Source organism: Paucilactobacillus oligofermentans DSM 15707 = LMG 22743 (genome assembly GCF_001434315.1).
Classification (GTDB): domain Bacteria; phylum Bacillota; class Bacilli; order Lactobacillales; family Lactobacillaceae; genus Paucilactobacillus; species Paucilactobacillus oligofermentans.
The window spans coordinates 311361-326915 of the sequence record NZ_AZFE01000032.1 but is presented as its reverse complement, the minus strand read 5'-3'; the positions used below and the strand labels follow the sequence as shown (position 1 = coordinate 326915).

Sequence of the window (15555 nt, the reverse complement as noted above, 5' to 3'; positions counted from 1 at the left end):
CTATTTAATAAATTCAATTCCAGGACCGGGTTGACTCACCACAAGGCGGTCACGACCAAAAACTTTTGAAAGTTCCTGCAGAATTGTTTCCCGATTTTTACGGTCATAAATAACCTTAACATTTGGACCAGCATCCATAGTATAAAAACATTTTACTCCATTTGTACGTAATTTCTCAACTTCTTGCATAGCTAGAAGACTATCTGCATTAAAATATGTAAAGCTTGGGCTTGCAGATAAGGTTAGTGAGTGCATTCTCATTGCATTTGATTCAGCAATTTCACCAATTAGGTTGATGTCTTTTTTTTCAATTGCCTGATGCATTATTTGCATATCTTTTTCAACTACTTTAACCCACTCGTTAAAGAATGGGGAAGTATCAACCGTTGTTTGCATCCCCAAACGACTAGAAACTTTTTTCTTAGTGGTATCTAATAAAATTGCAATCATCTCAATACCAAAATCAACCGTTTCTTGAATTGGCTGTGCATAGGAATCGTCATCTGTTGATCCTTTTTTCCACTCGGCTAAGCCACCGAAAACTGATCGGGTAGCAGAACCAGATCCTCGACGAGCCAGTTTGGAAACGTCATTTAGCGTGTAGTCAACGCCACTAGCTTCATATATCGCTCCAGCTAGTGCGGCAAATGCAGATGAAGATGATGCAAGGCCTGCAGAAATAGGGACGCAATTGAAAGATTCCACGTTAGCAAAATAAGTTAAGCCAATTTTTTCTCTGGCTACATTCATAAAATTAGTTAATTTCTGATTATTTTTTTGATCTACTAGTATTCGATCAATATAAAAATTATCATGTTCTAGAGTTTCAGAAAAGGTTACTTTAGTGGTTGTATAAAACTCATTTAAAGTTAAAGACAAACTATCAGTCCACGGTAAAATTAAGGTTTCATCGCGTTTACCCCAATATTTAACTAACGCAATATTTGTATGTGCTTTTGCAGTTGCAATTAAATCAGTCATTATTTACTCCAATTGTATTCAATGGTTGCACCCAAGTGGCAGTTGCACCAGCATCAATTAGTGCATTTGAAATTATTTTTGCATCAATTTTGTTCTTAGTAAGGGCTATAATACAGCCACCACGGCCGCCACCGGTGAATTTAGCTCCTAATGCACCATTTAAACGGGCAATTTTTATTAATTTGTCAATTGCTGGATGACTTAGTTTTAAGCTACTTAAAATTGTTTGAGCTTGATTAAAATATTCACCCAACTGAATAGCTTGGTTATTTTTTAGTAACCTAGATGAATCTTTAGTAAGTGTCCCTAATTTGTTAAGGGCTTTGTTAGTGGCTTCTGGGTAGTTATCAAGTTGTTGTTTAACTAATTGAATAGCTTCCTTAGTTTTTCCTCTAATACCAGTATCGGCAATCACTAACGTAGCATCGATATTAATATCAAACGGTTCAATTGTTTGATCTCTGACAAACCAAATTGGTCGGTTAGAACTGACCGTGGCAGCATCTAAACCACTTGGATTATTATGTGTGATATGTTCTTCAATGTCAGCTAATTTTAATAGTTCTTGTTTAGAAATAGTGGCGCCGTAAAAATCATAAAAGCACTTAATAAGTGCAATAGTAGTAGCAGCTGATGAACCCATGCCACGTTCGGCAGGTAACATGCTAGTAATTTTCATTTGCCAACCATCATTTTTTCCGTTAAAATAATTTTCTAAAAATATGATTACTTTAGAAATACCAGACATAGCATCTGGAAGGTTACTAATATTACCACTAAAATAGCGACTATCAATCGTTTGAATTGAATCAGTCGTTTGATTCATAGTAACTGTACATTTTATTTCTGAAATGGGCATTGCAATGGCAGGTTCGCCGTATACGACACTATGTTCACCCATTAGTATTATTTTGGCATGACTTGTACCTTGTCCTGATTGCATTACGTCATAACCCACTTTCTATTTAGACCGAAATGAAAACCAAATACAATTATACCTGTTTCAAATTTTTTTTGCAGTAAAAGATAATAAATTCTTCATTAAATGTACGTGGTAAACTACAGTGATAAATAGTATGATATACATTAGATTAAAAGATATTTGATACGGAGAAAATTATGGATAAGCAACCAATATATTCAATTGTCGATTTGGAAACCACGGGAACCAGCATTAAAAATGGGGATCGAATAATTCAAATTGGATGTGTGCTCATCTCAAACAATAAAGTTGTTAACCAGTTCAATACAACTATTAATCCAAATCGATCGATTCCACCAATGATTGAGCAACTGACAGGAATCTCTGGACACGATGTCAAAGAGGCCCCTTTTTTTGATGACGTTGCTGGATCATTGTTCAGCTTACTTTCTGGCACCATTTTTGTCGCTCATAATGTCAGTTTTGACTTCCCTTTTTTAAATGCTGAATTCGAACGGGTAGGGTATCCAAGCTTAGAAATTAAGGCAATTGATACGGTTACGTTAAGTCAAATTTTATTACCAACTGCACCTGGCTTTCGACTTCGTGATTTAACTAATTACTTAGCAATTGAACATAATTCACCACATAGTGCTGATTCAGATGCAGAAGCGACGGGACAATTACTAGTTAACTTATTAGATCGAATCAAACAATTGCCCACAATTACTTTACAAACGTTGGTTAAATTAAACTTAGGTTTACCATATGATACTAATGAATTCTTTAAAACAGAATTAGATAGCCGAGAATTGGTAGCTTTTGATTTACCAAATGAACTTTATATCAAAAACAATCTGGTTTTAACTAAGGTAAAAAAAGTTGTACGCAATGGTAATTTAAAGAAAAAGAAATATCCTAATTCAAAGCAATCAAAAGAGAAGTTATTTGGCGGTAATTTAATTTATCGCGGTGGACAAGCCAAAATGATGAATATGATTTATAACAATTATATTCATGATGAACAACATAATATTTTAATTGAGGCCGGAACTGGAATTGGGAAAACATTAGGTTATATGTTGCCATTAGCTTATTTAAGCTATCCAGATAAAAAAGTGGTTGTTAGTACAGCAACTAATATTCAGCAACGACAAATGGCAGATATTGCCGTTAAACAATTGAATAAAATTCTCCCGTTTAAGATTTCAAGCGTAGTCCTTAAAGGAAATTCACATTACGTCGATATTACGCGCTATTATCGTTCACTAAGCGCAATGGGGGAATCAACACCGATTCAGCTATTGAAAGCCAGAATTTTAGTGTGGTTATTAGAAACTAGTACCGGTGATTTAGATGAATTAAATCTCGTTAATTATAATTCAACGTACTTTAATGAAATCAAGCACCAAGGTATCGATAGTTTAGATAAAAATAGTGTGTTTTATAATGATGATTTCTTAATTCGCCGTGCAAAATCAATGCTTAATGCGGATGTGATTATTACTAACCATTCTTATTTAGCACAACACGCAACTGATTTAGGGGAAAGTCTAAATCAACCATACTTGGTAATTGATGAAGCCCAACATTTAAGTGAAAATATTTTACATCAATCGCGACATGAAATTGACTTTCAATCATTTAGTACATTATTAAATATTCTTCGTGGATTGGTTAATGATGGTCATGAACGAAATTTAGCATCGATTTTTACCGATCTACCTAATGGTGATTATTATGTTCGTGCGATTAGAAGTGATTTACTTAGCTTGTCAGATACAGTTAAACAGTTTGAAGAAATTTTATATCGAGGATTCATGCTAAACGTTGTTGCTGATGACTCTCGTTCAATCATTGAACAACCCATCGATAGTCGACAATTGAAAAAGATCCTTAATCCAAAAGATAAATTAGTCAAAAGTTATTCAAGCATTATGACCAATTTAAATGATCATTTTGTTGAATTAGATAATCTATTTACGCGGAGTGCAGAACGCTGGATGATTAGTGATCGCTTTTTAATGGGCCAATTTGAAAGTCAGTTAAATAGTATTACTAAAACATATGAAAGATTACTAGAATTCATTGAAATTTTAACTAATCAAACATCTTCATCAGTTTTCTGGCTGACTATCCGGCAATCAATGGACCAAAGCTCAATGAAACTTAGTGGTGGACTATTAACCACTAATCAATTTTTATCTCAAAATGTATATCCATACTTTCAAAAGCCCATTTTTACAGGAGCAACACTATTTTCATCAAGTCGTTCACAATTTATTTATGATCAGCTCGATATTAATTATAAAGATACAAAAACTAAGCGAATTGATTCGCCGTTTGATTTTTCACAACAAAGTAAACTCTTTATTGCGGAAGATGCACCTGAGATTTCAAATCAATTTTATCAAGATTATCTGAATTATTTATGTGATACAATTTATAAATTAACTAAAGATAATAGTCGACAAACCATGGTCCTATTTAACTCATTACTAACGATTGAACAAGTTTATAGTAAGTTACGTTCGACAGATCTATTTAATGGCCGTGAGATTATGGCGCAAGGAATTACAGGTAATCGAGATAAATTATTAAAGCAATTTAGTACTAGTTCTAATGCCATTTTATTAGGGGCATCTAGTTTTTGGGAGGGAATTGATTTACCTAACGAACAACTAGAATTACTAATCGTGACGCGATTACCATTTGATTTTCCAGATGCGATTGTGACGCGCGCTGAAAATGATTGGCTTCAAAGAAATGGTAAAAATCCGTTTTACAATTCGTCCTTACCGAAAGCAACATTACGCTTAAGACAAGGGATTGGGAGACTGATTAGAACCGAAACGGATCGCGGAGTTGCCGTTATTTTAGACAATCGGTTAGTTAATCGTCGATATGGTCACACAATTATGCGAACATTTCCTGAAAATATGCCAATTGAAACAGTTTCAACTGATGACTTAATCATAAAAACTACTGATTTTTTTAAACAATAAAATCAGTAACTTAATTTAGCTTAATCTGCTATAATTATAAATTATCTAAAAAGGAGATTGCACTGAATGCAAAGTCGAACTAAACGAAAATCGCATCTTCATCCGATTAGAATTACAATCATTGCAATCATAATTGTATTTCTTGCAATTTGGGCTGCACTAGCGATTGCTAATCATCCAAAAAATCAAGCAGAACAAACGACAATATCAATTGCCAAAGCGAAAGCTAATTTAAAACATCCAGGTGATTTCTTTACGTATAATCGAGAAAAAACTTATTATACAATTGCCGGAGAAAATTCAAAAAATCAGAAAATATTTGTGATTACTAGTTCTAAAGGAAAAGTTATACAGGTCTTAAAGCAAAAAAAGGGAATTACCAAAAATGATGCCTTAACTCAAATTTGGAATAAGCGAAATCCAAAAAAAGTTTTAAAAATTGCGTTGGGAGTTTTTAAAAATGAACCAGTCTGGGAAGTTTCTTATGTAAACAAACAAGGTCATCTCTGTTATGAATTACTAGATTTTAAAACTGGAAAAGATTTACAAAAAATTGTAAACATTTAATGATGTAATCGGGGTTTAAGTAGTGACTAATAAAAGTAATCAACAAGAATGGCTATTATCGGGACAAACTGTTATTAACGATGTTATTTTACATCGATATCGTGATTTGGGTATGTCAACTGCAGAGTTTATGGTTTATTTGGAGCTAAAATCTTATTTAGATAAAGGTATTGTTTCACCTGATATTAATTTAATTGCTGAACATTTAGGTAGTGAACCATCACAAGTTTATGAAATTATGCATCACATGATTCAACAGAAATTAATGACACACGATACAACGATTGATGCTTATGGAAAACAAAGTGAATCATATAGTTTTGATAATTTGATTTTACAAATTGTAGGGTTAGAAACAATCAGTAGTAGTAAACAAACATCTGAACAAAACGAAACTAATCGTGAACAAATTTTTAATAAAATAGAAATAGAGTTTGGACGTCCGTTATCACCAATCGAACTCGAAACGGTTGCAAAATGGATTGATGAAGACAATTATCCATTTGATTTAATTAATTTGTCCCTACAAGAAGCCGTTCTAAATCAAGCTTGGAGTTTAAAATATATGGATCGTATTTTAAACAGTTGGGATCGTCAAAATATCAAGACGGTTCAACAAGTCGAGCAGCTACAAACAAAACGCCCAATTAATCGGGAAGACAGCACCAACAAAAAGGCTAAGCCTAAAATTCCAATTTATAAAATATCTGATCAACAATAGTAAAAAAGGTTTGATTCAAGACAATTTTGTCTTGAATCAAACCTTTTTTATTTATTGAGTAGGTGTTGTGACTGTGGAGCTTGATGAAGAACTTGTTCCATCAGAACCACCATCTCCGCCAGAGCCACCTGGTGTTTGTTCAATGCTACTTGAATTATTAGAGTTACTACTTGAAGATTCAGATTCCTGTTTAGCTTCACTTGAAGAAATAGTTGAAGAACTAACTACGGTAGAACTTGTTCCAGTTGAACCATTGTTTTCAGCATACGTATCACTGACTCCAGTAGTGCTCCATGTTGCACCCGTTACTTCATATTCAGTATTACCATTCTTAGTAACTTCGGTAACTGTATCAGGAGCAGTCCAATTTGAACTAGAACTTTCATCTTCTAAGTAACTCATTTCGTTACTATAAACAAGTGCGGCAGTTTTTTCATATGAACTAGTTATTGCATGACCAGTTTCATATTGTTTATCATAACCAGTCCAAACTGAGATAGAGTACTTTTTAGTATATCCAGTAAACCAAGAATCCATCACACCTGAACTAGATGTTGTTCCAGAAGGATATTCAGTCGTCCCAGTTTTACCAGCTTGATGCACTCCCGATAATGCAGCTGATTTTCCAGTTCCTGAACTACTATCAATTACATCTTTTAACATATCCGTAATCATGTAGGCAGTCGATGATTTCATTGCTTTTTCACCAGTTGCCGAATACTTATGAGTTTCGCCACTCTTAGTGGTAATTGAACTAATATAGTATGGTTTGTAATAAGTACCACCATTAGCAAAAGCTGCATAAGACGCTGCCTCTTGAAGTGGTGAAATATATAAACCAATCCCGTTTTGTAATTCATAAGCCGTTTTTGATGTAATGCCTAACTTAGTTAAAAACTTAGTTGCTTTTGTGATACCAACATCTTGTAAAGTACGTAGAGCAGGAATATTTCTAGACTGCGTTAAAGCGCTACGCATGGTTATGGTTCCTTGATATTCTCTATCAAAATCATAAGCCTTTTTAGTTGTTCCTGGATAAGTAAATGGTAAATCTTTAACTGAACGATACGTAGGATAATTGAGATATTCAATAGCAGGAGCATAATCCATAATTGGTTTAGATGTCGATCCAGAACTACGATCGGTTTGAACCGCGCGATTAAGACCAAAGGTAACATCACCGGTTTTTCTTCCACCAATCATCGCTAAAATCTTACCATTCTTTGGACTGGTAACTGCTGCTCCAACTTGCATATCAGAACTTTGGAAAGCTACTGTACCATCATTAACAATATCGTAAAGGTTTTGTTGAGCACCCATATTTAAATTAGTATGAACTTCCAAGCTATCATTATAAGGATCATAGCCATCTGATTTCAATTGACTAACAACTTGTTTCAAATATGAATCAACTACTTTGGATTTATTCGTACTTGAATCTGCACTTGCAGTATTACCATGTGTTGAATCTAATCCGTCTTGAACACTGGTTTTTTCAGCTGCTTTTGCTTCGGCATTAGTAATATAGTTACTTCTTGCCATTGCCTCCAATACTTCATTCCGACGAGTTGTTGACACCTTAGGATTTGTAATTGGGTTGTAATAGGTTGGTGATTGTGGGATTCCTGCAAGCATTGCATATTGAGCAATCGTTAAATCTTTTAAATTCTTACCGTAATAGTATTGAGCTCCAGTCTGCATACCGTAAACACCGTTACCCATATAAACTTTATTAATGTAATATTCTAGAATTTGTTTTTTCGAAAAATGGCGTTCAACGCTAATTGCTAACCAAGCTTCTTGTGCTTTACGTTTAAAGGTTTGATCAGAAGATTTAGTTGAAAAAACAGATAACTTAACAAGTTGTTGTGTTAAGGTGCTTCCACCTTGGAGTCCAGTCGAAGATCCTGTAATGTTAGAGAAGGCAGCTCCTAAAATACGAACAGGATCCACACCGTTATGCTTGTAAAAGCGGCGATCTTCAATTGAAACAACGGCTTCAGATAATTCTTTAGGAATAGCACTACTCTTAACGTACTCACGTTTTTGAACACCTAATTGTGAAATAACATTATTATCTGAATCATAAATTTTGGTTGCATTTTGACTTTCTAGGGAACTTTGCGTGATTTCCGGTGCGCTAGAGGCCCAATAGAAAAATAATACAGCTCCTAATAAAATTAAAATACCAAAGATACTTGCACCCCAAGCGATAATTTTTAAAATTATTGACTTTACATTACGCGGTTTTTTGTCACCATTTGAAGGACTATTTCGACGTGATGATCGCGATGGTGTCTGATTGTCTGACATATAAAACTCCTTTAATGAATTGAATTTTCAATTATTTTATCTACAGCATCTAGATAAGGAATAACAGGATTGAACTGATAGGTGAGAGAATAACCAAATTCTTTAATCTCTTTCAGCGTAATTGACTTCTTACTGGTGTCTTGCTGATCCCAGTATTCAAATAACTTAGTCGCAGGTAATAAGTAAAGTTCGTTTAAACTAGTAAACTTTAAAAAAGCAAAACAGATACCACCTTGGGCAATACAAGCTTTTAAGTGGTTTATTTGATGCTCATGAAAGTTGTATAATGGAAAAGAAGTTTTATTTTTAGTTTCCTTAGCGTCGAAATCTAAATAATATCCTTTATATACGCCATTATAATCAGTCGTTGAAGCTTTTCTAAAGTAAGCTTCTTTAATAACTGCCGCACTCCGTTTAGGATAATCCACTTTAACTAATTGTACCGGCGTTGGCTTTTTATGAATAACCGCGATGCCACGAGAAAGATAATACTCGTTACTTTCGTTAATTTCTTCTTCTAAACTCATACCACGCTTAGCATAGTTAACTGTTTGACCAATTGATTTTACAGATTTATTTTTAAAATTATAATGATTACCATTCGGATAATTGATTGGCATTTATTATTCACCTTCCTGCGTTCACAATATTATACCAAATTTATACGAGAATATTCATCTTTTTTGAAGGAGATACATATATGAGCCGTTTATGGATATCTGGATACCGCAGTTATGAACTGGGTGTATTTAATGATAAGGACCCCAAAATTGAAATTATTAAGTTTGCTTTACAAGATGAAATAATCCAAAAAATTGATAATGGAATTGATTGGATTATTAGTGGCCCACAACTTGGAGTTGAACAGTGGGGGTTAGAAACTGCACTTGAAATAAAAAAAGATTACCCAGATATTAAAATCGCAATGATGTTGCCATTTGCAGATTTTGGTAATCAATGGAATGAAGCTAATAAATTGAAATTAGCTGATTTAACAACGCAAGTTGATTTTTCAGATCAAATTAGTGATCAACCGTATACTAATCCGTCACAATTAAAAAACTTTCAATCATTCATGTTGTCACATACTGATGAGGCTTTATTTGTTTACGATGAAGAACATGAAGGAAAAAGTAAATATGACTATTTAGCAGCACAACAATTTGCTAATCAACATCCATATCCGATTTCGATGATTGATTTTGATCAATTACAAGAAAAGGCAAATGATTTTTCTGAGAACAAAAGATTAGAAAATTATGAAGATGAGTAATTCGGGTTTTATTTTCCGTTAGTTTCTGGTATATTGATATATATATTGAATAAGATTGAGGTGTGACACATTGGATAATATTATTTTTAGCCAAAAAGATATCCTAACTAAAGAATTCAAGGAAAAGCGTATGGGATCTGCTTATGATCCTACAGACGTTGATGCTTTCTTAGATGATGTTATTAAGGATTATGATACGTATTCAAAAGAAATTACCCGTTTGAATGACGAAAATGAACGTTTACGTGCTAAAGTAGATGAATTGAATCGTCAAGTAGAAGTTGGAACTGTTAGTGCTGCTCCTAGAACTAATACTGAGCAACCTGTTTCAAATGCTACTAACATGGATATTTTAAAGCGCCTATCTAATCTAGAACGTCGTGTATTTGGTTCTCAATTAGACAATGGTCAATCTGATTCACATTTAATTTAAGATCTCATTTGTAAATTTCGGGTGATTGCGGCTGACTTATGTCAGTTGAGGAAAGTCCATGCTCGCACAGACTGAGATGTTTGTAGTGTTCGTGCTCGGTGAAAAAATAAGCCGGGGAACCAGTAATGGTTACGGCGAGTAAAACGGCTAAGGCTTCGGCTATGCCCGAGTAACTCTGAAAAGTGCCACAGTGACGAAGCAATATTGGAAACGATATTGATGGAACGCGGTAAACCCCTCGAGCGGGAAACCCAAACTTTGGTAGGGGAGCTTCACATAAGGAATTGAACTGATTGTGGGGGGAGACAGTAATGTCTCGAGATAGATGATTGCCACTGTATGATTGAGCCTGAAAATCATACTTCGACACAACATGGCTTACAGAAATTTACATTCAGGAACTCGAATGGACTTCCATTCGAGTTTTTTTTTATAAATAATTGAAACAATAAAAAACGAGGTATAACATGGAAAAATTTAATTTGATGGCCACGGCCGCTGCTGGGATTGAAACACTAGTTAATAAAGAATTAAAAGACTTAGGTTACGAAACCCAAGGTGAAAATGGTCGAATCAGATTCCAAGGAACAATTAAAGATATCATTAATACCAATTTATGGTTAAGAACTGCTGATCGGGTTAAGATCATTGTTGGTGAATTTGATGCGGTTACTTTTGATGAACTTTTTGAAGGGGTTAAGGCACTTCCTTGGGACGAATTATTACCAATTGATGCAGAGTTTCCTGTTGAAGGACGTTCACGAAATTCTCAATTGCATAATGTTCCTAGTGCCCAAGCAATTACAAAAAAGGCAATTGTTGAAAAAATGAATTCCGTTTATCATCGTCGGACAGATTTACCTGAAACCGGCGCACTATATCCATTAGAAGTGATGATTAATAAAGATCACGTCATTATTACCCTTGATACAACTGGTAGCAGTTTATTTAAACGTGGGTACCGAATTGACAAAGGTGGGGCACCACTTAAAGAAAACATGGCAGCTGCATTAGTGCTTTTGGCTCACTGGTTTAGTGATAATCCATTCGTTGATCCAGTTTGTGGATCTGGAACGATTCCAATTGAAGCTGCTTTAATTGGCCGTAATATTGCACCTGGATTTAATCGTAATTTTGTTTGCGAAGCATGGTCACTAACCCCAGAAGGTTTATCGGATGAACTTCGCGCAGAAGCTGACGAAAAAGCTGATTACGATACACCACTGCAAATTTTTGGCTATGATATTGATCCTAGAATGATTGAAATTGCTAAGGCCAATGCACAAGAAGCAGGCTTAGCAGCGGATATCCACTTTGAAACAATGGCTGCTAAAGACTGGCAAACTGATTTAATTAATGGTGTTCTAGTTGCTAATCCACCTTATGGGGAACGATTAGGTGATGAGGAATCTGTTCGTCAACTATATAGCGAAATGGGTGATGTATATCGTCCAATGAAAACTTGGAGTAAGTATATTTTAACCAGTGATCTTGAATTTGAAGATTTTTATGGTGCTCGTGCAACTAAGAAACGTAAATTATATAATGGATCATTAAGAACAGATTTGTTCCAATACTGGGGCAAAAAAGAAAGATAACAATAAAAGCAAGCTAAGACAGTTGATATAACTGGAATTAGCTTGCTTTTTATTTAATGTTTTTAATTGCTTTCCATATGTGATAATTAACTCATTTTATTATACTTTAAAGAATGTAGCCAAAATTATATATAATAGTTAATATGATAAAAATTTATTTTTGATATTGTTTCGAAACTTTTATAATTTTATCAGCATAATTTGAAATTTCAGTTATATTCGTAAATTCAAAAGATGTATTAGCATTGTCATGTAGCACAAAATAATTTTTACTTTTTGTAAAATATATTCTAACAATCCATTTTCTGTTACTGTCATCTGCTAAAACATTGAAATAAGACTGATTATCTCGATAGAAAAGACGATCTGGAGATATCACGTCTTTTAAAATTATTTTAATTAAGATATATGCTTCTATTTCATCTTGTGTTGTCACAATATCTGAATTTTCGATATTGGATTGATCAATAGTATCGTCAGACTTATTTGATGTTTCTTGAATTGATGTATCAAGTGCTGAACTAAGTTTATCATTTACTCGTTCATTTATAACTTGGGATAAGCTCTTTTTAACAACAGGTGATAATTGATCTACAACTTTTTGTGTTCTAACACCATGATATATTCCATTAAGAACAAACTTAATAAATTTATCGTCAGGATTACTTAGCTGTTTTTCAAGAAAATCTTTTGACAGATTTAGATATTTCAAATCAGAAGCAGAATCGGTGATTTTTTCAATATCAAATGATGTCCTAGAAAACTTTAACAACTCTGGTATCTGATTATCTTTTAATTCTGAAACTGAAATGGTCATAAAAGGGTCTTTGTCCATTACATTAATATCTTCTAAGTCAGTATAAAATTTATATAAATCACCATTAGTTAAAATTCCAAATTTTGCTTTTGTAGCAGTAAAGTATCTGAATAATTGGGAATCCTTTGTTTCTAAATTATCAGAAATAGATTTTGCTTCAATTAAAATTTGTGGTACGCCTTTTTTTAATATTGCAAAGTCAACACGTTCCCCTTTTTTACCTCCAAAATCTGCAGTATATTCAGGTACAAATTCTTTAGGATTAAAAATATCATAATCAAGCGCAGCAAAAAACGGTAGAATTAAGGCATTTTTTGTAGCTTCCTCTGTTGCAATGTCTTTACTATATTTTTGAACACGTTCAGATAGAGCATTAATTTTAGTTATAATTTCTGCCTTATTCATTTGATCCTCCAAAGATTTATTTGTTAATTTACCACATTTTAAAGTCATAAGGACTTGGACTTTTTATTACACATCATTATATTTAAATTATAAATTACTTGAAAATGATTAAAACTATCGATTGAAATTACTTTCAGTATATCAAAATTAAAATAAATTATTTATTTTATCTGTATATATTAATTAAAAGCATCAGTTATTTGATTATTAATAATAAATAATTAAAAATACTTTACTTACAAAAAGTAAGTGTGTTATATTAATCACGTTGAACAATATAATATAATTAATGGAGGCATTGAATATGCAAAATGAAACACTTAAACTAGCCGCACAACGTCGCTCAATCTACGCTTTAGGAAAGAATGTTACTGAATCACAAGACGAAATTGCTTCAGTAATTAAAGAAGCAGTTCGTGTATCACCAACTGCATTTAACAGTCAAACAACTCGTGCAGTTATCACTTTTGGTGATTCACATGATAAAGTATGGGACATTGTTATGGAAACGTTGCGTAAAGCAGTTCCTGCTGAAAGTTTTGCTGGTACAGAAGCAAAAATCAACGGTTTTAAAGCAGCTTATGGTACTACTTTACTATTCACTGAAATGGATACCATTGCTAACTTAAAAGAAAATTTTGCGCTTTATGCAGATAACTTTGATGATTGGTCAGAACAAGGAATTGGTTTAGCGATGCAAAATATCTGGACTGTTTTGGCTGAAAACAAACTTGGTGCTAACGTTCAGCATTACAATCCATTGATTGATGAAGCAATTCATGAAGCTTTTGGAATTCCAACTAGCTGGCGTCTTCGTGCTCAAATGCCATTTGGTTCAATTGAAGCTCCAGCAGGAGATAAAGACTTTATGGATGACAATGATCGTTTCAAAGTTCTTAAATAATTAAATATAAAGATAAAAGGTTCAAGATTATCAAATCTTGAACCTTTTTTATACGAATTTAATCGGATTAATGAGTCGTAATGTACGTAAATTTGGTATAATTGACTTTGTAATTTGATTAGGAGGACTTCCATGAAAAAAATTGCCATTATTGGAGGCGGCATCGTTGGTACAACTGCTGCTTTTTATTTAAGTAAAGCTGAAGATTTCGAAATTACGCTTTATGATGAACAAACTGGTCAGGCGACTTCAGCCGCTGCCGGTATTATTGCCCCTTGGCTTTCTAAGCGTCGAAATAAGCAATGGTATAAGTTAGCTCATGAAGGAGCATCATTATATCGACAACTTGCTCAAGATGCCAAATTAGATTCAAATGCTTATTCAAAAGTAGGGGTCTTCGTTAATCGTAACGATGAAACGGCACTTAATAATTTATTTAGTCTTGCTCAAGAAAGAATTCAAACTGCTCCTGAAATGGAGATTGTTGAAAAATGGAACCAGCAAACTATTTCGAGTAAAATGCCATATTTATCAGAATGGGCCAAACCCGGAATTTTTGTAGGTGGTGGTTCACGAGTTGATGGGAAACATTTAATTACTCAACTTGAAGCTGCATCTAACTTAACAGTAAAAAATGAAAAAGCGAATATTTCAGTCGTTAATCATGAAGTAATGGTTAACGAAGAACATTATGATTCAATCTTTATTGCCGCTGGAGCATTTGCAAAAGAACTTATTCAACCATTTGGCTTTGAATTACAATTGTCACCACAAAAGGGACAGTTAATTGAAATTGAAGATGATTCAATTAATGTTGATGATAGCATGCCAATTGTTATGGCTGAGGGGTTATCAGAATTAATTCCAGTTGGTAATCATCAATTACTAATTGCAGCTACTCATGAAAATGATGCTGGATTTGATTTAAATCCAACCCAACCAGAAATAGACGGATTAGTTAATAATGCTGAGATCACCATGCCTAATTTAGAAGGCAAAATATCTACCATGATTACCAACATTCGAATTGGAACCAGAGCATATACGGATGATTTTTCACCATTTATGGGAACAATCCCCGGATTTGATAATGTTTGGATTGCCAACGGATTAGGGTCATCCGGATTAACCACGGGACCAATTACTGGAAAATTAGTTGCCGACGATATTATGTCAGCATCTGGATTTGATGGCTATACTAAACCAATTACAAATTATTTATCCGGTATTGAGTGAAGTGCTTGTAGGGATAAGGTATGAGCACCATGATTTTCTTTATCCGGAATCCATTGAGTAACAACAATATTAAATTGATCAATTAAAATCGATAATTCGTTAAATAAAGTTTCATAATTTTTAGTATGATTTTTGCCAATGGCATCGCTTAGTAGCCGACTATCGGTATAAAATAAGATGGTATCAGAGTGGCTAACATGCATGGTAAGGTATTGGAAGCCATGAATAGCCGCTAAAAACTCAGCTTCATGATTGGTTACCATATCAGGATAAGCTTGTTTTAATTGAATTTGTTGATGATTTTCAACAATTAGAACACCTAATCCGGTTGGGCCTGGATTTCCAATTGTTGCACCATCTGTATAAATCTTTATCATTTT

General features: G+C 33.8%; 14 protein-coding genes and 1 other RNA gene. 9 read left to right on the top strand and 6 right to left on the bottom strand.

Annotated elements, in window-relative coordinates; all coding sequences use genetic code 11:
* Positions 1–969, bottom strand: a complete 969-nt coding sequence (gene mvaD / locus FC70_RS08625; protein WP_057890691.1) for a diphosphomevalonate decarboxylase — start codon at positions 967–969, stop codon at positions 1–3.
* Between the two features lie 4 nt (positions 970–973).
* Positions 974–1924, bottom strand: a complete 951-nt coding sequence (gene mvk / locus FC70_RS08620) for a mevalonate kinase (protein WP_057890592.1) — start codon at positions 1922–1924, stop codon at positions 974–976.
* Between the two features lie 176 nt (positions 1925–2100).
* Between mvk and FC70_RS08615 the strand changes: the two genes are divergently transcribed.
* The 3 genes from FC70_RS08615 (at position 2101) to FC70_RS08605 (ending at position 6196) form a co-directional block, all read left to right on the top strand.
* Positions 2101–4908, top strand: coding sequence for a helicase C-terminal domain-containing protein (locus tag FC70_RS08615; protein WP_057890591.1), 2808 nt, complete (start codon positions 2101–2103; stop codon positions 4906–4908).
* A gap of 66 nt (positions 4909–4974) precedes the next feature.
* Positions 4975–5475, top strand: coding sequence for a cell wall elongation regulator TseB-like domain-containing protein (locus FC70_RS08610; RefSeq protein WP_057890590.1), 501 nt, complete (start codon positions 4975–4977; stop codon positions 5473–5475).
* Positions 5476–5497: 22 nt separating this feature from the next.
* Complete coding sequence (locus tag FC70_RS08605) at positions 5498–6196, top strand: DnaD domain-containing protein (RefSeq protein ID WP_057890589.1); 699 nt, start codon at positions 5498–5500, stop codon at positions 6194–6196.
* Positions 6197–6247: 51 nt separating this feature from the next.
* On the opposite strand, the gene FC70_RS08600 is transcribed toward FC70_RS08605, so the two are convergent.
* On the bottom strand, positions 6248–8509 hold the full coding sequence (locus FC70_RS08600; protein WP_057890588.1) for a PBP1A family penicillin-binding protein: 2262 nt from the start codon (positions 8507–8509) through the stop codon (positions 6248–6250).
* A gap of 11 nt (positions 8510–8520) precedes the next feature.
* The gene (recU, locus tag FC70_RS08595) at positions 8521–9129 is read right to left on the bottom strand and encodes a Holliday junction resolvase RecU (RefSeq protein WP_057890587.1); all 609 of its coding nucleotides are present in this window, start codon (positions 9127–9129) and stop codon (positions 8521–8523) included.
* An 80-nt stretch (positions 9130–9209) separates the two neighbouring features.
* Between recU and FC70_RS08590 the strand changes: the two genes are divergently transcribed.
* The 4 genes from FC70_RS08590 to FC70_RS08580 all read left to right on the top strand — a co-directional run bounded on the left by FC70_RS08590 (position 9210) and on the right by FC70_RS08580 (position 11813).
* A complete protein-coding gene (locus tag FC70_RS08590) occupies positions 9210–9782 on the top strand; it encodes an SLOG family protein (protein WP_057890586.1) in 573 nt (190 codons plus the stop codon).
* A 70-nt stretch (positions 9783–9852) separates the two neighbouring features.
* Positions 9853–10215 carry a cell division regulator GpsB gene (gene gpsB / locus FC70_RS08585; protein ID WP_057890585.1) on the top strand — a complete coding sequence of 121 codons (363 nt, stop codon included), beginning with the start codon at positions 9853–9855 and terminating at the stop codon, positions 10213–10215.
* Positions 10216–10228: 13 nt separating this feature from the next.
* Positions 10229–10601: RNase P RNA component class B (rnpB, locus tag FC70_RS09185), an RNA gene on the top strand.
* A gap of 81 nt (positions 10602–10682) precedes the next feature.
* Positions 10683–11813, top strand: a complete 1131-nt coding sequence (locus FC70_RS08580; RefSeq protein ID WP_057890584.1) for a THUMP domain-containing class I SAM-dependent RNA methyltransferase — start codon at positions 10683–10685, stop codon at positions 11811–11813.
* A 154-nt stretch (positions 11814–11967) separates the two neighbouring features.
* On the opposite strand, the gene FC70_RS08575 is transcribed toward FC70_RS08580, so the two are convergent.
* Complete coding sequence (locus FC70_RS08575) at positions 11968–13035, bottom strand: type I restriction endonuclease (RefSeq protein ID WP_057890583.1); 1068 nt, start codon at positions 13033–13035, stop codon at positions 11968–11970.
* 304 nt (positions 13036–13339) lie between these two features.
* Here FC70_RS08575 and FC70_RS08570 point away from each other — a divergent pair, with 304 nt between their 5' ends.
* Together FC70_RS08570 and FC70_RS08565 are read left to right on the top strand one after the other, a co-directional pair.
* Positions 13340–13939, top strand: a complete 600-nt coding sequence (locus FC70_RS08570; RefSeq protein ID WP_057890582.1) for a nitroreductase family protein — start codon at positions 13340–13342, stop codon at positions 13937–13939.
* A 132-nt stretch (positions 13940–14071) separates the two neighbouring features.
* Complete coding sequence (locus tag FC70_RS08565) at positions 14072–15175, top strand: NAD(P)/FAD-dependent oxidoreductase (protein ID WP_057890581.1); 1104 nt, start codon at positions 14072–14074, stop codon at positions 15173–15175.
* Here the strand turns inward: FC70_RS08565 and FC70_RS08560 are convergent.
* Positions 15154–15552, bottom strand: a complete 399-nt coding sequence (locus FC70_RS08560) for a ribonuclease HI family protein (protein WP_057890580.1) — start codon at positions 15550–15552, stop codon at positions 15154–15156. The genes FC70_RS08565 and FC70_RS08560 overlap by 22 nt on opposite strands.
* Between the last annotated feature and the right edge of the window lie 3 nt (positions 15553–15555).